This window comes from Streptomyces sp. NPDC013317, from assembly GCF_055563155.1.
In genome coordinates this window covers 544,670-562,143 of record NZ_JBVHDX010000003.1, presented here as the reverse complement: position 1 = coordinate 562,143, position 17,474 = coordinate 544,670, and the positions used below count along the sequence as shown (strand labels likewise).

Here is a 17,474-nt window from a genome sequence, read left to right as displayed (position 1 = left end):
CCAGGCCGTAGTGACGCTGCGTCAGAACCGGGCGTGGGTGGTGATGTCCGACTCGAACTGAGTGATCATCTCCGGTGTCACCGTCGGCCGGCACTGGCCGATCGCCTCCAGGTAGTCGTTCGTGGTCGCGCCCGGCAGCCGGTCGTCGTTCACCGGGCGGCCGCCGACGGCGACCAGATCGCGCTCGAAGGAGTTCTGGGCGGCGATCCGCGCGGCATGCTCGATGTCGGCGGGCGTGAACAGATCGCTCGCGGAGACCAGTTCGTCGATGTCGACGTCGGACCGGCCCTCCGTGTACCGCGCCCAGATCGCGGCGCGGGCCGCCTTGTCCGGTGTGCCGATCGGAATCAGGTAGTCGAAGCGCCCCGGGCGCAGAAAGGCCGGATCGAGGGAGCGGATCGAGTTCGTGGCGCAGACGAGCAACCGCTCGTCCCGCTCACGGAAACCCGGGATGAGCTTGAGGAGTTCGTTGGTCACACCGTGCATGCCACCGGGCTGCGCGGGCTCCTGACGGACCGGGGCGATCTCCTCCACCTCATCGATGAAGACGAGTACGCGCTCCAGTTCGGCGATCCGCGCGAACGCCGAGCGCAGGGCCGCCGCGAGATTGCCCTCGTCGGCGAGCCGGGACGGCAGGATCTCCACGAACGGCCAGCCGAGCCGCGAGGCGATGCCCCGGGCGAACGTCGTCTTGCCGGTGCCCGGCGGACCGAAGAGTCCCACCGCGCCGCGGCGGCCGAACTCCGTGCCGAGCCGCCCGCTCGGGCTCGGCCAGCGGAAGCACGACGCGCCGTTCGATCAGGTCCTTCTCCCGCTCCATGCCCGCGACCTTGGCCCACAGGTCGCTCGGCAGCAGCCGGCCGCCCAGGTCGTCGAGGAGGTTGGCGGCCGGGCCGTGCAGCGGCTCGACCTTCTCGAAGTACGCGACGGCGGGCTGGCGGGTGTAGCCGGCGTTGAGCAGGCCCTCGCCGAGCAGGTCCTCCTCCGGCAGGACGTACGCGATGCGCCCGACCCGCGCCGCGACCAGCCGCCGTTCCAGCTCGACGAGCAGCGCGCTGGCGAGCCCCCGGCCACGCCAGGCGGAGGAGATCGCGATCCGCATCACCCAGGCCCGTTCGCCCGAGACACAGGCGAGGGCCGCTCCGATGGGGACGCCCTGGTGGACGGCGACGACGGCGGGCTGGCGGGAGGTCAGGGCGCTGATGCACTCGGCCAGGGAGAACACGGACTCCTGGCCGAGCTCGGCCGTGGTGTCGATCAGATGGACGACCGCGGCGAGATCGCTCTCGCGGTAGTCGTGGATGAGCCAGTTCACCGGTACCGCCCCTCGTTCGTTCGATTTCGAACCGTTGCGGCGAGGCTAGGGGCGGGGGAGGGGGCGGGTCGTGCGCCACGGTGCACAAGGCGCGGGCAAGTGCTACGAAGCGTCACTGGCCGGACGGGGCGCGCGTGCGCGTCCGGAACGGGCGAAGCCCCCGGAGGTGAATCCTGCGGGGGCTTCGCCGTGGTGCGGCTCAGTACGCGGGCGCGAGCTTCGGGTTCGGGCCGTAGGCGTTGTCGGCCTGGTTGCCCTCGGTCGCGTAGAAGACGATGAGGATGATCCCGCCGACCAGCGGGATCAGGCCAATCAGGATCATCCAGCCGGAGCGGCCCGTGTCGTGCAGACGGCGGACTGTCACGCCGAGCGTCGGCAGCAGCACAGCCAGCGCGTAGATGCCGGTCAGCAGCGGTGCCGTGGTGAGCACCGCGTCGAGGATCGCCAGGACGACGTACGCGATCAGGTTGAACAGCATGTACATCCAGTATTCCTGGCGGCGCGCACGGCCGGTGAATACCGCGTACTTCTTGAGAACGTCGAGGTACCAGTTCACTTAGTCCCCCCAAGGACTGGGAAACGCAAGCGGGAGCCTGTCTCTGTGGAGCAAGCTTGCGCAGAACTCCAGTGGCCGAAACGCCATCGGGTAATTCGTTACCTGAGGTGGGGTGTTGGTGGCTGATGTGACTGGTATTGCGCATGGGACAGGCGACGGCGCCGTATCCCGTGCGGGATACGGCGCCGTTCTGGGAGAGGATCAGAGCTCTATGCCGCTCTCCTGGACTTGCTCATGAGAAGTCCGCCCGCTGTGAGGGCGAAGAGGCAGACGCACGCGCCGGTGATGACGTTGCTGACGATCGCGCCCGTGTCCACGTCCCGGGCGACCACCCAGGGTGAGATGATCAGCCAGACGCCGGCGAGCAGGGCGACGAAGTTCAGGTCCTGCGACCGTTCCGGAGCCATCGACATACAGAGCCCGAGCCCCGCGAGGGCGATGCCGACGATCAGGTTGCTGAGGGCGAGGTCGGGGTGGAGGCCCGCGAAGTGGACCGTGTAGGCGGAGATCGCCCCAGATACCGGCCACCATGATCAGTTCCTCGACCGCGGCGACACCACGGGTCTGGAGCACTCGGGAGTAGCGGTCACGCATTTCCGATGCGTCGGGGTGTCCCCTCATGTCACCAGGACGGTGAGAGACGTCAGACATACGACTCGCCTCCTTCTGGCGTCTTGCACGTCTGATCGCGCTTGCGGCATCGTGCCGCGGTTTCATTGTGCGCTTATCTGGCCTTTATGTGTAGATGTACCCGATAAGGGATTCACACAGAATTGTCGGCACGGATATGCGCGTAACCACCAAAGAAATGATCTTTGAAAGAACATTTCCCGACGTCACGCGCATCACCGTGCCGACATGCGGACAGCCTCGTCGGTGATCAGCCGCGGCTGTACGGACGGGTGATGATCTCCATGTTGTGACCGTCGGCGTCGTCGAAGTAGGCGCCGCGGCCGCCGAAGAGGTGGTTGACCTGCCCGGGCTCGGTGTGGCTCGGGTCGGCGTAGTACGTGACCCCCATCCGCTCGAGCCGCCCGATCATGGCGTCGAACTCCTCGTCGGGCACGAGGAAGGCGTAGTGCTGCGGGGTGAACGCGTCCGCCGACTCGTAGTAGTCGAGGGTGACGCCGTTGCCGGTCTCCACCGGCAGGAACGGGCCGAAGGGGGCGCCGACCTCCAGGCCGAGCACCTCGGCCAGGAACGTGGCGGAGGCCCGCCTGTCACGGGCGTATACGACAGTGTGGTTGAGCTCGATGGCCACGAAGGGTCCTCTCGAAAAGACTGCGTCGGTGTCTTCCTGATGGGGCTCGTCGCGTGCGTACAGGGCGTGGGAACGCGTACGCGTGCGTGGAAGACGACCGAGGCGGGCCTCGCGCCCGCCCGGCGGCGGTCACGCCAAGGCCGGGTGCCTCACTCGCTCACGGCCCATGGCCGACCCGGCAGTCATACGAACACGCTAACCCATGATCATCGGCGTCGGCAACGGCGTTCCCGGCCGGGCGGCGACAGGTCCCGCCGGGCCCACCGGCGTAATCTGGAAGTGGACTCGGGGGCTGCAACGTCCCACCGCCCGGAAGGCGGACGAACATGACCGGAATCGTGTCCCGGAGCTTCGACTCCGCAGATGAGACGCGTCCCTTCGAGGACTCCAAGGGCAGGCTCGACCTGATCAACGACGAGAGCGGTCCGGTCGGGCGTGCCGTGTTCGAGCCCGGCTGGCAGTGGTCCAAGCACGTGAAGCCCCTTGCCGGGACGGACAGTTGCGAGGCGTCGCACGTCGGGTACGTCGTCAGCGGTCGGATGAAGGTCGTGATGGACGACGGGGAGTCGGCCGAGATCGGCCCCGGCGACTTCATGGCCGTCAAGCCGGGACATGACGCGTGGGTCCTCGGCGACGAGGCCTGCGTCGTGGTGGACTGGGCCGGCTTCCTGAACTACGCGGCACCGAAGAAGAGCTGACGGGGCGCGGGGGGACGGCAGCCGGGACGCGGTGAGTGCCTCGCCGGCCGCACCCGCGGCCGCGCGCACCGCTGGCCGCCCGCCCCCGCGCCCGCCCCCGCGCCCGCACCGGCGGCCGTCCGCGCCCGCGCGCACCGCTGGCTGCCCGCCCCGTCACCGCCCCCGCGTCCGCACCGGCGGCCGTCCGCACCGGCGCCCGCCCGCGCCCGCGCACCGCTGGCCGCCCGCCCCTGCACCCGCGCCCGCCCGCACCCGCGCCCGCCCGCGCCCGCCCGCACCCGCGCCCGCCCGCACCGGCGGCCGTCCGCCGGACACCACCGCACCCCGGCCGCCCGCCGGACATGCCCGCACCCCGGCCGTCCCCCGGACACGCCCGCACGGCTGCCGAAAGCCCTGATCAAAGGGGTCATCGGCCTGTTATCGTCGCGCGCATGCCCGAACTGGTCGCCCCCACAGCTCGCCTTCATCGCTCCTGGCTCGAAGCACACGCCGAGTGGAGCCCCGGCGCCCATCAGTCCGGAGCGGGGATGAGGCTGGCTGAGGAAGAGGCCCTCGCCGTGCCCGAGATCTTCGCTTCGTGGGTCGGCCGACTGCGGGAACAGGGCGACCCGACAAGGCCGTTGGCCCAGGGGCGGGTGCGCGCCACGCACTGGTGGATCGTGGAGGACGGGGCGTACGCCGGCGCGATCGACCTGCGCCACGAGCTCAACGACTTCCTGCTCAGGGCCGGCGGACACATCGGCTACAGCGTCCGGCCCTCCGCCCGCCGTCGCGGACTCGCCACCTGGGCCCTCGGGGCGGTCCTCCCCGAGGCCCGAGCTCTCGGCCTCGACCGGGTCCTGGTGACCTGCGACGACGACAACGTGCCCTCCGCCCGCACGATCGAGCGCAACGGCGGGGTGCTCGAAGACACCCGCGACACGGAGATCGGCCGCAAGCGCCGCTACTGGATCACGCTGTGAGCCCGGTGGCGGCCGTCACGCGCCCACGGCGATCACGCCGACACCGATCCCGACAGCCCTTTCGGCCCCTCGGCGCGTCCCCGCGCACACCTCCGACCCGCTGAGCGCCCGGCGCCGGCCCGCGCCGCGGCGCCCGGCTCAGCGCGGCCGGCGAGTCGGAGGTGCCCCGGAGCTCGGGCCCAGGGCGATGGCCCGTCAGCCGTACGCGTCCGTCACGCAGTCCCGGGCGCACGCGCCGCGTTCGTACGCGTCACGGAGCGCGGCCGCCGCGAGACGGGGGTCCATGTCCGGGTGGGCGAGGTGTTCGTCCGCCAGGCGCAGCACGTCCTCGACCGTGACGATCACCGGCTCTCCCGCTCCCGCCGCCGCGCGGGCCGACCCGATCGCCATGACGGCCGCCCTCCGCAGCACCCGCTCCTCCCTGCGCCGGGCGGCGGCCCACGCCCGCGCCGGGCCGGGCGGCCGGACCGCGCGGCCCTGACGGACGGCGCCCAGCGCCATGAGGCCGGCCCCGGCGGCGACGACCAGCATCCCCACGAGCGTCTCCGCGTGCAGTCCCGTCGCCACCCGACCCCCTCGCGTCGAACGACCCGTACCCAGGGCGACCCGATTTCAGGCACAGCCGCTGCTGACACGCGTAAGTGACACGTGTCACCTTCCTGCTTCAGGCGTTGACGCGGCCGATCTACGGCCGGACTCTGCTCCCATGACCGTCACCACCGTCACCACCACCCGCGGCCCCGTACGCGGTGAGCGCCGCCCCGACGGAAGCCTCCGCTTCCTCGGCATCCCCTATGCACAGCCGCCCGTCGGCGCCCTCCGGTTCGCGGCGCCCGTGCCGCCGGAGCCGTGGACCGAACCGCTGGACGCCACCTCCTACGGGCCGACCGCCCAGCGCCGGCCCTTCGCCGACGTCACCACGATCCCGGAGCCCTCCGTCCCGGGCGCCGGGGTCCTCAATCTCAACGTCTTCACGCCGCGCACCGACCCCGAGGCCGGGCTCCCCGTCCTGGTGTGGATCCACGGAGGCGGTTACGTGGCGGGGTCGGCGGCCAGCCCCTGGTACGACGGATCGGCCTTCAACCGTGACGGCGTCATCCTGGTCTCCCTCGGTTACCGGCTGGGCGTCGAGGGCTTCCTGCACCTCGACGACGCTCCCGACAACCGAGGCGTCCGGGACTGGATCGCCGCCCTTCAATGGGTCCGCGACAACATCGCCCGCTTCGGCGGCGACCCGGCCAGGGTCACCGTCGCCGGCCAGTCGGCGGGCGGCGGTGCCGTGCAGACCCTGCTCGCCGTTCCGGCCGCCCGCGACCTGTTCCGCGGCGCGCTCTCCGTCTCCGGGGCCGTCATGCGTCCCGACGGCCCCGAGGTCGCCCGCGCGGCGTCCCGCCTGTTCACGGCGCGTACCGGCGTACCCGCCACCGCCGCGGCGCTCCGCGACCTGAGCGACGACGAACTCCTCGACCTGCAGGACCGGATGGGCGCACCGGGCCCCGACCGCGAGGGCCTGCCGCCGCTGCTGTCCCTGGCGCCCTTCGCGGACGGCGAGCTGATCCCGGAGCCGGTACTCGACGCGTTGACGACCGGCGAGGCGGGCGCGGACGTCCCGCTCATGCTGGGCTTCACGGCCCACGAGTTCAACGCCTTCCCCGCCCCGGGCCCCGACGGCCCGCCTGTGCCGGTCCTCCTGGGGGCGCTCGGGCTGCCGGAGGACCGGCTCGACTCGTTCACGACCGCCTACGGGTCCGGTGACCCGGCCGCCCTGTTCGGCCAGGCCCTGACCGACGTCACCTTCCGTGCCCCGTCGCTGGCCGTGGCCGACGCCCGGGCGGCGCGCGGGCGCCCCACCTGGCTGTACGAGTTCGTGTGGGAGTCGCCCGTCAACGGCACGGCGTTCCACTGCCTGGACCTGCCGTACGCCTTCGACCTCCTGGACGCGGAGGGTGTCACCGCCGTGGCGGGGGAGGCCCCGCCCCGCGTCCTCGCCGAGGCGATGCACCACGCCTGGGTCTCCTTCGTACGGGACCAGGACCCGGGGGCACTCTGGCCGTGCTACACGGCCGGCGAGCGCGCCACGATGGTCTGGGACGCCGAGCCCCGCGTGGAACTCGACCCGCTGCACCTGGTCCGCGAGATCTGGCTCGACTGACCCGCCGAGCGGGCTCCCCGAGCGCCGCTCTCACGTCGGCGCGGGGAGCCCCGTCTCGGTGAGTCCCGTCTCGGCGTCGCGCGGCCGAGGGCTCTCCGGTCCGGGCGGGCCCGCGAGGAGCGCCTCGACGACCGCCTCCGCGAACGGCCGCACATCGGCCGGCGTGCGCGAGGTGATCAGGCGGAATCCGCCCGAGGCGTCGACGACGACCTCACTGTCCCGCCAGGTCCCGCCCGCGTTCACGAGATCGGTCCTGACCGACGGGTAGGAGGTGAGCTCCTTCCCGGCGACCAGCCCGCTGTCGATGAGCAGCCACGGTCCGTGACAGATCGCGGCCACGGTCTTCCCGGCGTCCGCGAAGGCGGCCACCAGCCGCTGGGCCGTCATGTCCGTCCGCAGCCGGTCCGCGTTGACGGTCCCGCCCGGCACGACCACCGCGTCGTACGCGTCCGCCGACACCTCTTCGTACGACGTGTCGGGGTCGACGGCATCGCCCGGCCGCCGGTCCGACACGACCGTCACGACGGGTTCGGCCTTCTTCGCCGCCACGGTGACCTCGGCGCCCGCCTCGCGCAGTGTGGCCACCGGCTTCGTCAACTCGTCCTGCTCCGTGCCGTAGTTGGTCGTGAGAAAGAGGACTCGCTTTCCGTCGAGCGTCACAGCCGACGCCTCCCGTCCGGTCTCCGTCAGGTGGCCGTGGTCCGGCCACACTCCCGCGACTGACCACCCGCGCCGGTCCTAAACGAACGGATCGACGGATCGGAACCGAACGCGCCCCGGCCGTGTGGCGCCCCGGCCGCGCGGCGGCCCTCAGCCGGCCCGGAAGCCGATCGTCCCGTCGGGCAGGACGGCCTCCACCGTCGCGCCGTGCTCGACCGTGCGGCTCACCGTGCAGAACTTCTCGTGCGTGAGCCGCACCCCTCGGGCGAAGACGTCGGCGGCCCGCGGGTTGCTCTCGGGCAGTTCGAACTCGTAGCTGACCCTGATCCGGCCCACCCGGCCGTCGTCCTCCGGTCCGGAGACCGATTCCACGACGATCCGCAGGTCGTCGTGGTCCACCGCGCGCGCCGTCCGGTCCACCACCATGCCGCCGCAGCCGCCCATGGCCGCGAGCAGCAGCTCCACGGGGGTGAACGAGGGCTGCGCGTCCGGGTCGTCCGCCGCCCCCATGCGCACCTCCGCGCCTCGGTCGTTGCGGGCGATCCACTGCCGGTAGCCGGTGCGGAGGGTCTCGATGCGGTAGTCGGCCATGGTGTCCTGGGCTCCTCGGTGTGCGTACGGTTCCGAACGTGCGGCGCGGGGCATCCGGCACCCCGCGGTCCCCACCTGAGTACGTGGCCAGGTCCCGAGTGAGTACGTCGTCCGATACCCGGCCCCCAGCCGCGCTGGTCGAATAGCACCATGATCTCCGACGCCCGGCGCACCAGCCGCATGCAGCACGTCACGACCACCGGCGCGGCGCTGGCGGGCGCGCTGCTCCCGCTCGCCGTCGGCATGCTGCTGGCGCGGAGCGTGGGGGCGGACCCGATGGCTCCGGTGAACGCCCTGATCACCAGTGGCGGCCAGCGCGCCCGACTGGATCGCTGCCAGCTGCGCGCCGTACGGCCGACGCGTGAGGGTGGGCCCGGGGTGTCCGGCCCGACCCGCGCGGTCCTCACACGCCGGGCACTGCCCGACCTTATCCGCGCGGGCAGGTCCGACCTCTCGGTCCGCGCGGGCAGGCCCGTCCGGACCGCGCTGCGCACCCTGCCGCGTCTGCGTGACCTGGCCGCCCTGCCGCCTCGGTGAAACCTGAGTCAACACCTGGCCAACTCCCGGTATGTGCGCCCGTGTTGGGTCATGAATGCGTAGCCTTGGGGGAGGGGAGTCGGCTGCGCGGGGGTGGGGCGTGTGACTGCTGGATCCGAGTCGGCACCGCGGGGGAGGGGTCTGTCGCGAGGCCGCTTCGCCTTCTGGCTCCTGCTCATGGCGACCCTTCTCACCGCGGTGCCGGCGGCCGCCGGCACGGCCGGACCCGCGGACGCCCCACGCCCCGCCGTCCTGAGGACCGCCGCCGCGCCGGCCGCACGCGAACCCTCCTGCGACCCACGGCGGGCCGGACCGAGCCCCTCACGCGTCGACGGCGAGGCCGTGCGACGCATCCGTGAGCGCGGCCATCTCGTCGCCGGCGTGGACCTCAACAGCCATCTCTGGGCCTCGCTGGACCAGGACGCGCAGGAGCCGGTCGGCTTCGACGTCGACCTCGTACGGGCGATCGCCCGTGACATCCTCGGCCCGAAGGCCACGGTCCGTTTCGTCAGCATGCCGCCGAGCCAGCGGATCCCGCGACTGCAGGCCCGCCAGGTCGACGTGATCGTCCGCACCATGAGCATCACCTGTGAGCGGCTGGCCGATGTCGCCTTCTCCAGCGTGTACTTCGAGACCGGCCACCGCCTCCTGGTGCCCGAGGGCTCTCGGATCTCGGGCTTCGACGCGAAGCTGCGCGGCAAGCGGGTCTGCCTCAGCAGGGGCAGCTCGGCGGTCGACCTGCTCGGCTCCTCGGGTATGGGCGCCGTCGCCGTGGAGACGTCGAGCCACTTGGACTGTCTCGTCGAACTCCAGCAGGGGGCCGTGGACGCGATCCTCACCCACGCCACGCTCGCCGCCGGACTCGCCGCGCAGGACCCCACGCTCCGGCTCGTCGGACCGCGCCTGGACACCTCTCTGTACGGCGTCGCCATGAACAAGGGCGACACCGACCTCGTCCGCCGCGTCAACGCGATCCTGGAGGACTACCGCGCGGGCGGCGCGGGCAGCCCGTGGATGGTCTCGTACAACCGATGGTTGGCCCCGACCCTCGGCGCCCGTCCCGAGGGCCCGCCGAAGGCCGAGTACGCCGACTGAACCCACGGCTGGCAGACCCCGGCCCGGCAGACCCCGGCCCGGCACCCGCCGGCCCGGGCACGCCGTGGCCCGGCGCGGCGCGCGGACCCGGACCCTCAGCCCCTGAACGGGGCCGGTCGCTCGGGGGAGGCCTCGGCGAGAGCCTTCGCCACCGCCTCCGCTCCGGCTCGCAGACCGTAGACCGGGGTGTCGGGCTGCTGGCGCCAGGAGTCGTCGATGCCGCCGGCGTCGACCGTGTCGAAGCCCAACTGGTCGATCAGGGCGCGGACCCTCTTCTTGGCCACCTCGTCGTCGCCCGCGACGGGCAGCGCCATGCGCTCCGGGTCACCGGCCGGGAGCGGCCGGTCGAGGATGTCCTCGGCGTAGGTGCCGTTGAACGCCTTGATCACCGGGTGTCCGAGGTGACGCTCGACCCAGCGGCTCTCCGTCAGGCCGTCGTCCTCGATGGCGGCGATCCGGCCGTCGCGCTGCTGCGGGTAGTAGTTGTGGGTGTCGATGACGGCGAAGCCCTCGGCGGCGCCCTCGAAGAGACCGGAGGGCAGGTCGGGGACCGCCTTCAGCGGAACCGTCACGATCACGATCTCCGCGCCGCGCGCCGCCTCGCCCACCGGGACGGGTGTCGCGCCCGTCTCCTCGGCGAGGGCGGTCAGGGTCTCCGGGCCACGGGAGTTCGCCACGGACACCTCGTGGCCGAGCGCCGCGAGGCGGCGGGTGAGGTTGCCGCCGATGTTGCCTGCGCCGATGATGCCGATCTTCATGGAAACGTCCTTCCGAGCGGGTGCGGCGGGTGCCACGCAAGACCGGAACCGCGGCGCAGAGTGGCCTATTCCCCGCTCCAGTGCCGCCGCGACGTGAGGGATCGGCGCGCCCGGAGTGAATCCTGCGATGTTCCGGGGGGACAGGGGTCATCAAGTGCGCGATGATCCTGACGACTTCGAGGTGCGTCGAGAGGACAGCCGATGACAGTGCGCGACGAGGCGCGGCAGCATCCGCAGCACGGGGAGACCGTCCCGGCCGACGGCACGGGCCGGCGCCGGTTTCTCGGCTACGTCCTCGCGGCGCCGACCCTCACCGTCGCAGCCCAGCTCGGCGAGGCGGTCCTCGCGCCCGTGCCGGCGGCTGCCGCGCCCCCCGCCCTGGTGCCCTCGCCGCCCGGGCCGTCCGAGATCTACGACCTCAACGACATGCTCACGCACGCCGCGCTGCCCACCGCCGGCCTGATCACCATCCGGATCGAGGCCGACGGCACCGCCTCCTTCGCCCTGCCCCGGGCCGAGGTCGGCCAGGGCATCACCACCTCGACCGCGATGGTGATCGCCGAGGAGCTGGACCTGCCCCTGGAGAAGGTGCGGGTGACCCTCGCCGACGCCCGCCCCGAGCTGCTGTTCAACCAGATGACGGGCGCCTCCAACACCACCATCTCCACGTTCACCCCCATCCGCGTCGCCGCCGCCGTCGCCCGGGGCCGGCTGTTGCGTGCCGCCGCGCTCGAACTCGGAGAGCTGCAGGGATCCCTCACCGCGAAGGCCGGGGCGGTCGTCTCCACGGTGACCGGTCGGAGCGTCGGCTACGGCGAACTCGCCGCGAAGGCGGCCGCCGACACCGACACCCCGGTCGGGGTCGCGCTCAAGAAGCCGTCCGAGTTCACGGTCATCGGCACCTCCCGGCGCCGGATCGACGCCCTGGAGGCCGTGACGGGCCGCAAGACGTTCACCATGGACCTGCAGGTGCCCGACGCCCTGCCGACGATGGTCTGCCGGCCTCCGACGATCAACGGCACCGTCCGCTCGGTCGACAACCTGGGCGAAGTCCGGGCCATGCCCGGCATCACCGACGTCGTACGGATCTCCACCGGCGTCGCCGTCCGCGGCCGCACCTTCGGCCAGTGCATCGACGCCGTCCGCGCCCTCACGGTCACCTGGGGACCCGGCACCGCCGAGGGCGATTCGGACGCGTCCGTCCAGCGGAAGCTGCGTGCCGCGGAACTGCCGCTGGTCGTACCGCCGTTGCCCCTGCTCACCAAGGCCGTCGACGCGCGCTTCACCTTCGGCTTCTCCAGCAACAGCGCCCTGGAGACCAACTGCGCCATCGCGGACGTACGGACGGATTCGGCCGAGATCTGGGCGAGCCTGAAGACACCGATCGTCGCCCAGGAACAGATCGCCCTCGAACTCGGGCTCCCGCCCACCGCTGTCACGGTCCATGTCACCGAGGGCGGCGGGTCGTTCGGCCGCAAGCTCTTCTTCGACGCGGCCCGCGAGGCCGCCGAGATCTCCCAGGCCATGGGCAAGCCCGTGAAGCTGATGTGGCACCGGACCGACGACTTCCGGCAGGGGCGTACGCACCCCATGTCGACGTCGCGGGTCCGGGCGACGTACACGCTCGGCGAGGTGCTCTCCTACGAGCTGCGCCACACCTCCGTGGCCACCGACTTCGGCCACGGGCTCGGCGAGATCATCACCGGCGCCGCCGCCCAGCTGCCCGTGGGGGACCTCACGTTCTCCGAGACGATCTTCCAGCTCACGCAGCAGAGCCCGTACCACCTCGGCGCCACCACCCAGCTGCTCGGCGAGACCGACAAGGGCTTCAACACCGGCTCCATGCGGGGCATCTACTCGCCCAACGTCCGCACCGCCCAGGAGCTGGTCGTGGACGAACTGGCCCGGCGCACGGGCAAGGACGCGTACGAGTTCCGCCGCGAGCACCTCAAGGACGAGCGTGCCCGAGCCGTCCTCGCCAAGGTCGCGGAGGTGGGCGGCTGGGGCCGGTCCCTGCCCGCCGGTGTGGCCCAGGGCATCGCCCTGCACCCCGAGTACCACGCGTTCGTCGCCGTACTCGCCGAGATCGACTGCCGGCCCGGGACGACCGGCCGGAAGGTCCACGACGCCTACACCGGCCCGCGCGTCACCAAGGTCGTCTGCGCCGTCGACGTCGGTCTGGCCGTCAACCCGCGCGGCCTGGAAGCCCAGATGGCGGGCGGCATCGTGGACGGGATCGCCCTGGCACTCACCTCCGGACTGCACCTCCGCGACGGACACTTCCTGGAGGGCAGCTGGGACAACTACTTCTACACGCGACAGTGGAACACCCCGCCCGAGCTGGAGATCGTCGTCATGCCGCCGACCTCCGACCGCCCTGGCGGCGCCGGCGAGCTGGCCGTCCCCGCCGCGATGGCCGCCGTGGCGTGCGCGTACGGCCGGGCCACCGGCACCATGCCGACGAGCTTCCCCGTCAATCACGCCGAGCCGCTCGCCTTCGAACCGCTGCCCACCACCCCGCCGATCCCCGCGTCGCCGGTCGACGGCCTCGACCGCGTCCTCTAGGAGCCAGGAGCCACCGTGCCGCACCACACCTTCATCCTCAACGGCAAGGCCGTCACGGCCGAGGTCGAGGACGACGTCCGGCTGCTGTGGGTGCTCAGGGACGTCCTCGGCGTCACGGGCCCCAAGTACGGCTGCGGGCTCGGCGTCTGCCAGGCGTGCACCAGCCACATCAACGGCAAGGCGTTCAACCCCTGCTCCGTCCCGGTCAAGGACATCGCCCCCACCGACGAGATCACCACCATCGAGGGACTTCCCGCCACCGTGGGCGAGGAGCTGCATCCGATGCAGGAGGCCTGGCTGGATCTGGATGTGGTCCAGTGCGGCTACTGCCAGCCCGGACAGATCATGACGGCCGTCGCCAAGGTCCGCGCCGCGCGGGAGGCCGGCCGCGAGATCGGCGACGCCGACCTCGACGAGATCCGCAACATCTGCCGCTGCGGGACCTACAACCGGATCCGTGAGGCGATCGTGGCGGGAGCCCGCCGCATGCCGTAACGGGACACGGCGACCGGCGCGCCCGCGGGGGATCGAGCCGCCCGGGACGTACGGCCCCGAGTCCGGCCGTGCCTGGACGCGCCGCCGCGACCTCTACCTGGTGCACGTCATGTCGGCACAGGGGGCCGTCCTGCGCCAGAAGCTGATCGCGCGCCTTCCCCCACGGCTGACGCCTCATGTGACAGCAGACGCGTTCCGAGTCTTGTGGGCGGCGCGGGTACTCCTTACTGTCGGGTAAGTTGCCCTGGGTAACAGGGCAGTTGGTGCCGCACGCCCTCATGGAAGGAAGACCGATGTCTGCTGCCCGGACGCGAGGCGCACGCCGCCTCCTGCTCGGTTCGTTCGCCGCCGCACTGGTGCTCACCGTCGGTGGCGGCGGCACCGTGGCCGCCGCCCCGCCCGCGGGACCGACGGCGCCCGGAGCGCTGCGCGAGGTCATGTTCGTCGGGAACAACTGGGACGGCACGGCCGACGTCATCGAGTCCTCCGGCGACTTCGCGCGCATCGGCCGGATCAACGTCATACCGGACCGTGAGCGCCGCATGTGGGAGATCGGGCTCAACCCCCTCAAGCTCGCCTTCTTCCTGGGCATCCGTCAGGGACCCGGCGAGGGCCACGACCAGTTCGTCGACGACATGTACGCCACGCCGGACGGCTCGGCGATGGTCGTCTCCCGGCCGAGCTTCGCCGACGTCGTCTCCATCGACCTCCGCACCGGCGCGCTCAACTGGCGCTTCCCCGTCTCCGGTTTCCGCTCCGACCACATGGCCGTCTCACCCGACGGCACCCGCGTCGCGGTCTCGGCCTCCACCTCCAACACCGTGCACGTGCTGGACATCACCACGGGCAGGCAGGTCGGTTCCTTCGCCACCGGCGACAAGCCGCACGAGAACGTCTTCTCGGCCGACGGGCGACACCTCTGGAACATGGCCATCGGCGAGGTCACCACCGCCCTCGACGACCCGTTCTGGGACTGGACCAAGGGCGATCGCCGCATCACCGTCGTGGACGCCCGCACCTTCGAGCAGGTCCGCGTCATCGACATGCGCGCCCGGCTCGACGCCTTCGGCCGCAAGGACCTCTCCGACGCCGTCCGGCCCGTCGCCTTCACCCCCGACGAGTCGAAGCTCTACTTCCAGGTCTCGTTCTTCAACGGCTTCCTCGAGTACGACATCGCCACCGACCGGATCACCCGCGTCAAGACGCTACCCGAGAACCCGGCCACCGACCCGGACCGCACCACCTGGGTCAACGACTCGCGCCACCACGGCATGTCCATGAGCCCCGACGGCTCCAAGCTCTGCGTCGCCGCCACGATGGACGACTACGCCACCGTCGTGGACCGCGCGTCGCTGCGGGAGGGACCGCTGGTGGAGGCGTCCAAGCCCTACTGGGCGACGGTCAGCGGAGACGGCCGCTCCTGCGTCATCTCCGAGAGCGGTACGGACCGGGTGACGGCGATCGACTTCGCGACCGGCCGCAAGGTCGCCTCCGTCCCGGTCGGCGACCACCCCCAGCGCGTCCGGCTCGCCCGCGTCCCCGCCGACTGGACCGGCCCGACGGCACGCTGACGGCCCGGGCGCCGCCTCCACCCCTACTCGTAGTACTTCGGAGCCACCCGCGGACTGTCCCCTCCGGCGGGACGCCGACGACGGCGCGTGATCCCTACCTTCTCCACCGGAACGACGAACCACTCCGGTACGGAAGGACACGCCATGGCGTCCCGCCCGCGCAGCCCTCGGCTGCGCCGCACCCTGCTCACCGCGCTCGTCATCGCCTCGGTGGCGGTGCCGACGGCGGGCGCGGCCCGCCCCGCCGCCGTCCCGGCGCCCCCGCCGCCCGTGCTCGGGCCGCTCGCCCCCGTCACCGAAGGCACCCTCGACGCGCGGTACACCGCCACCCGGGACGCCGTCCTGGCCGCCGAACGGACCGCCGCGGACTACGGCGACCTGCGGCGGGCGGCCGCCCTGCACGCGATGGCGGACAGGGGCCGCCGTCTCCTCGCTTTCGACGGCCGTGACGGCGGCCGCAGCGTGGAGGTCGTCGGCGACCTCGCGCGCGCCGACCGGATCGCCGTCCTCGTCCCCGGATCGGACACCCCGCTCGGCAGCGAGCGCTTCCGGGACGGCGCCGTCGCCCTCCAGCGCCGGCTGGGCGAACGCGGCGCCGTCCTCGCCTGGCTCGGCTACCCGACCCCCGCCACCGCGAGCGCGGCCGCCGTCACCCCGGGCCGGGCCGAGGAGGCCGCCCCGGGACTGCGGGACTTCATAGCCGAGTTGAGAGCCGCACGACCGGCAGCCCGCCTCACCCTCCTCTGCCACTCCTACGGCTCCGTCGTCTGTGCCGAGGCGGCCCCCGGGCTCCCCGTCGCCGGGATCGTCCTCTACGGAAGCCCCGGGACCGGCGCGGACAGCGCCGCGGACCTGCGGACCACGGCCACCGTCTGGGCCGGGCGCGGCCGATCCGACTGGATCGCCCACGTGCCCCACGTCCGCCTGTCCCTGCCCTCCGGGGAGATGGGCTTCGGCGCGGACCCCCTCGCGCCGGAGTTCGGCGCCAGGGTCTTCGACGCCGGCGACGGCGGACACAGCGACTACCTCCTCCCCGGCTCCGTACCGCTGGCGAACCTCGCCCGGATCGTCGAGGGACGGGAGCCCGTCGATGCGTGACCTCGCCCGCCGCATCGACGCCGCCACTCCACCCGGCCGCGACCGCGCCCTGGACGCCCTGCGCGCGCTCGCGATCCTCGGCGTCGTCCTCGGACACTGGCTCGTCACCGCCCTGGTCGCCGACAGCGGTACGGTGCGCGGTGCCAGCCCCCTGAACCACCTGCCCGAATTCACCCCTGTCTCCTGGGTGTTCCAGACCCTGGCCGTCTTCTTCCTGGTCGGCGGAGCGGTGTCCGCCCGGGGCCTCGCCGCCGCCCGCGACCGCCGCGAGCCCTACCGGGCCTGGCTCGCGGCCCGCCTCGGCCGGCTCTTCCGGCCCGTCGCCGCCCTGCTCGCGGTGTGGACCGCGGTGGCGCTCGCGCTCCTCGCCTCCGGAGTGCCCTGGCAGACCGTGTACACCCTGGGGAAGCTGGTGCTCTCGCCGCTCTGGTTCCTGCTCGTCTTCGCCGCGCTCACCGCTCTGACCCCGCTCGTCGCCCGCGTACACCCGCTCTGGCCGCTCGCCGTCGTCCTCCACGTCGACCTGATCCGCTTCGGTCTCGACGGGCCCGCCTGGATCGGATGGATCAACGTGGCCGCCGGCTGGCTCGTCCCGTACTGCCTCGGTGCGGCCTGGGCCCGCCACGGTCTCAAGGGCCGCACCACCGGCCGGATCCTGCTCGGCGGCGGCGCGGCGACCACCGTGCTGCTGGTGCTCTTCGCCGGCTATCCCGCCGCGATGGTCGGCGTGCCCGGTGCCCCGGTGTCCAACCTGAACCCGCCCACGCTCGCCGCCGTCACGTTCGGCCTCGCCCAGTGCGGCGCGGCGCTGCTGCTCCTCGACCCGCTGCGCCGAGCCCTGCGCGGACCCGCCGCCTGGGCCGCGGTCGCGCTGGTCAACCTGGGCGCGATGACGGTGTTCCTCTGGCACCAGACCGCGATGATCGCGGTCACCGTCACCGGGCTCCTCGCCGGCGAACTCCTCGGCCACGGACCGCTGCCGGGTCTCCACGCCACGCCCGACGGATACGGCTGGGTCCTGGCCCGCATCGCCTGGCTCCCGCTCTTCGCGCTCGCGCTGCTGGTGTGCGTCGGCGCGTTCCGCGCGTACGAACAGGGCGGTCGTCGCCCCTTCGGCAAGAAGCGACCCGATCATGAAGCGACCCGATGAGGAGAGGGAG

17 protein-coding genes and 1 pseudogene are annotated in these 17,474 nt (G+C 72.4%); 10 read left to right on the top strand and 8 right to left on the bottom strand.

Features of this window, described 5'->3' with window-relative positions:
* Positions 1 to 21: 21 nt before the first annotated feature.
* The 4 genes and pseudogenes from ACZ3IJ_RS11370 to ACZ3IJ_RS11355 all read right to left on the bottom strand — a co-directional run bounded on the left by ACZ3IJ_RS11370 (position 22) and on the right by ACZ3IJ_RS11355 (position 3,132).
* Positions 22 to 1,315: pseudogene (locus tag ACZ3IJ_RS11370) on the bottom strand (ATP-binding protein).
* 199 nt (positions 1,316 to 1,514) lie between these two features.
* Complete coding sequence (locus ACZ3IJ_RS11365) at positions 1,515 to 1,871, bottom strand: DUF805 domain-containing protein (protein WP_467467439.1); 357 nt, start codon at positions 1,869 to 1,871, stop codon at positions 1,515 to 1,517.
* A gap of 209 nt (positions 1,872 to 2,080) precedes the next feature.
* A complete protein-coding gene (locus tag ACZ3IJ_RS11360) occupies positions 2,081 to 2,323 on the bottom strand; it encodes an SPW repeat protein (RefSeq protein ID WP_467467667.1) in 243 nt (80 codons plus the stop codon).
* A 428-nt stretch (positions 2,324 to 2,751) separates the two neighbouring features.
* Positions 2,752 to 3,132 (bottom strand): VOC family protein, encoded by a 381-nt coding sequence (locus tag ACZ3IJ_RS11355; RefSeq protein ID WP_391799225.1) that lies wholly within the window; start codon positions 3,130 to 3,132, stop codon positions 2,752 to 2,754.
* Between the two features lie 326 nt (positions 3,133 to 3,458).
* Between ACZ3IJ_RS11355 and ACZ3IJ_RS11350 the strand changes: the two genes are divergently transcribed.
* Together ACZ3IJ_RS11350 and ACZ3IJ_RS11345 are read left to right on the top strand one after the other, a co-directional pair.
* Complete coding sequence (locus ACZ3IJ_RS11350; protein ID WP_467467438.1) at positions 3,459 to 3,830, top strand: cupin domain-containing protein; 372 nt, start codon at positions 3,459 to 3,461, stop codon at positions 3,828 to 3,830.
* 431 nt (positions 3,831 to 4,261) lie between these two features.
* Entirely contained in the window at positions 4,262 to 4,792 is a 531-nt protein-coding gene (locus tag ACZ3IJ_RS11345) for a GNAT family N-acetyltransferase (RefSeq protein WP_467467437.1), read from the top strand.
* Positions 4,793 to 4,987: 195 nt separating this feature from the next.
* Here the strand turns inward: ACZ3IJ_RS11345 and ACZ3IJ_RS11340 are convergent, their stop codons facing one another.
* A complete protein-coding gene (locus ACZ3IJ_RS11340; RefSeq protein ID WP_467467436.1) occupies positions 4,988 to 5,359 on the bottom strand; it encodes a hypothetical protein in 372 nt (123 codons plus the stop codon).
* A gap of 139 nt (positions 5,360 to 5,498) precedes the next feature.
* Between ACZ3IJ_RS11340 and ACZ3IJ_RS11335 the strand changes: the two genes are divergently transcribed.
* A complete protein-coding gene (locus ACZ3IJ_RS11335; RefSeq protein ID WP_467467435.1) occupies positions 5,499 to 6,944 on the top strand; it encodes a carboxylesterase/lipase family protein in 1,446 nt (481 codons plus the stop codon).
* Between the two features lie 30 nt (positions 6,945 to 6,974).
* On the opposite strand, the gene ACZ3IJ_RS11330 is transcribed toward ACZ3IJ_RS11335, so the two are convergent.
* Positions 6,975 to 7,604 (bottom strand): type 1 glutamine amidotransferase domain-containing protein, encoded by a 630-nt coding sequence (locus ACZ3IJ_RS11330; protein WP_467467434.1) that lies wholly within the window; start codon positions 7,602 to 7,604, stop codon positions 6,975 to 6,977.
* Between the two features lie 150 nt (positions 7,605 to 7,754).
* Positions 7,755 to 8,195, bottom strand: a complete 441-nt coding sequence (locus ACZ3IJ_RS11325) for an OsmC family protein (RefSeq protein ID WP_383221726.1) — start codon at positions 8,193 to 8,195, stop codon at positions 7,755 to 7,757.
* Between the two features lie 150 nt (positions 8,196 to 8,345).
* Here ACZ3IJ_RS11325 and ACZ3IJ_RS11320 point away from each other — a divergent pair, with 150 nt between their 5' ends.
* Together ACZ3IJ_RS11320 and ACZ3IJ_RS11315 are read left to right on the top strand one after the other, a co-directional pair.
* Positions 8,346 to 8,732: a hypothetical protein gene (locus ACZ3IJ_RS11320; RefSeq protein WP_467467433.1), complete on the top strand. Its 387-nt coding sequence runs from the start codon at positions 8,346 to 8,348 to the stop codon at positions 8,730 to 8,732.
* Positions 8,733 to 8,909: 177 nt separating this feature from the next.
* Positions 8,910 to 9,827, top strand: a complete 918-nt coding sequence (locus tag ACZ3IJ_RS11315; RefSeq protein ID WP_467467432.1) for a glutamate ABC transporter substrate-binding protein — start codon at positions 8,910 to 8,912, stop codon at positions 9,825 to 9,827.
* Positions 9,828 to 9,922: 95 nt separating this feature from the next.
* Here the strand turns inward: ACZ3IJ_RS11315 and ACZ3IJ_RS11310 are convergent, their stop codons facing one another.
* Complete coding sequence (locus ACZ3IJ_RS11310) at positions 9,923 to 10,585, bottom strand: NADPH-dependent F420 reductase (protein ID WP_467467431.1); 663 nt, start codon at positions 10,583 to 10,585, stop codon at positions 9,923 to 9,925.
* A 201-nt stretch (positions 10,586 to 10,786) separates the two neighbouring features.
* Here ACZ3IJ_RS11310 and ACZ3IJ_RS11305 point away from each other — a divergent pair, with 201 nt between their 5' ends.
* The 5 genes from ACZ3IJ_RS11305 (at position 10,787) to ACZ3IJ_RS11285 (ending at position 17,464) form a co-directional block, all read left to right on the top strand.
* A complete protein-coding gene (locus ACZ3IJ_RS11305) occupies positions 10,787 to 13,150 on the top strand; it encodes a molybdopterin cofactor-binding domain-containing protein (RefSeq protein WP_467467430.1) in 2,364 nt (787 codons plus the stop codon).
* 15 nt (positions 13,151 to 13,165) lie between these two features.
* The gene (locus tag ACZ3IJ_RS11300) at positions 13,166 to 13,645 is read left to right on the top strand and encodes a (2Fe-2S)-binding protein (protein WP_391799214.1); all 480 of its coding nucleotides are present in this window, start codon (positions 13,166 to 13,168) and stop codon (positions 13,643 to 13,645) included.
* A gap of 293 nt (positions 13,646 to 13,938) precedes the next feature.
* On the top strand, positions 13,939 to 15,216 hold the full coding sequence (locus ACZ3IJ_RS11295; protein ID WP_467467429.1) for a YncE family protein: 1,278 nt from the start codon (positions 13,939 to 13,941) through the stop codon (positions 15,214 to 15,216).
* A gap of 144 nt (positions 15,217 to 15,360) precedes the next feature.
* On the top strand, positions 15,361 to 16,314 hold the full coding sequence (locus tag ACZ3IJ_RS11290) for an alpha/beta hydrolase (RefSeq protein ID WP_467467428.1): 954 nt from the start codon (positions 15,361 to 15,363) through the stop codon (positions 16,312 to 16,314).
* A complete protein-coding gene (locus ACZ3IJ_RS11285) occupies positions 16,307 to 17,464 on the top strand; it encodes an acyltransferase family protein (RefSeq protein ID WP_391799210.1) in 1,158 nt (385 codons plus the stop codon). The genes ACZ3IJ_RS11290 and ACZ3IJ_RS11285 overlap by 8 nt, the downstream gene beginning before the upstream one ends.
* Positions 17,465 to 17,474 lie beyond the last annotated feature (10 nt).

Excerpts from the sequence above, each read along its gene's own strand:
- ACZ3IJ_RS11350 (WP_467467438.1), top strand. The coding sequence starts at position 3,459 with ATGACCGGAATCGTGTCCCGGAGCTTCGACTCCGCAGATGAGACGCGT.
- ACZ3IJ_RS11345 (WP_467467437.1), top strand. The coding sequence starts at position 4,262 with ATGCCCGAACTGGTCGCCCCCACAGCTCGCCTTCATCGCTCCTGGCTC.
- ACZ3IJ_RS11335 (WP_467467435.1), top strand. The coding sequence starts at position 5,499 with ATGACCGTCACCACCGTCACCACCACCCGCGGCCCCGTACGCGGTGAG.
- ACZ3IJ_RS11325 (WP_383221726.1), bottom strand. The coding sequence starts at position 8,195 with ATGGCCGACTACCGCATCGAGACCCTCCGCACCGGCTACCGGCAGTGG.
- ACZ3IJ_RS11320 (WP_467467433.1), top strand. The coding sequence starts at position 8,346 with ATGATCTCCGACGCCCGGCGCACCAGCCGCATGCAGCACGTCACGACC.
- ACZ3IJ_RS11315 (WP_467467432.1), top strand. The coding sequence starts at position 8,910 with ATGGCGACCCTTCTCACCGCGGTGCCGGCGGCCGCCGGCACGGCCGGA.
- ACZ3IJ_RS11310 (WP_467467431.1), bottom strand. The coding sequence starts at position 10,585 with ATGAAGATCGGCATCATCGGCGCAGGCAACATCGGCGGCAACCTCACC.
- ACZ3IJ_RS11305 (WP_467467430.1), top strand. The coding sequence starts at position 10,787 with ATGACAGTGCGCGACGAGGCGCGGCAGCATCCGCAGCACGGGGAGACC.
- ACZ3IJ_RS11295 (WP_467467429.1), top strand. The coding sequence starts at position 13,939 with ATGTCTGCTGCCCGGACGCGAGGCGCACGCCGCCTCCTGCTCGGTTCG.
- ACZ3IJ_RS11290 (WP_467467428.1), top strand. The coding sequence starts at position 15,361 with ATGGCGTCCCGCCCGCGCAGCCCTCGGCTGCGCCGCACCCTGCTCACC.
- ACZ3IJ_RS11285 (WP_391799210.1), top strand. The coding sequence starts at position 16,307 with ATGCGTGACCTCGCCCGCCGCATCGACGCCGCCACTCCACCCGGCCGC.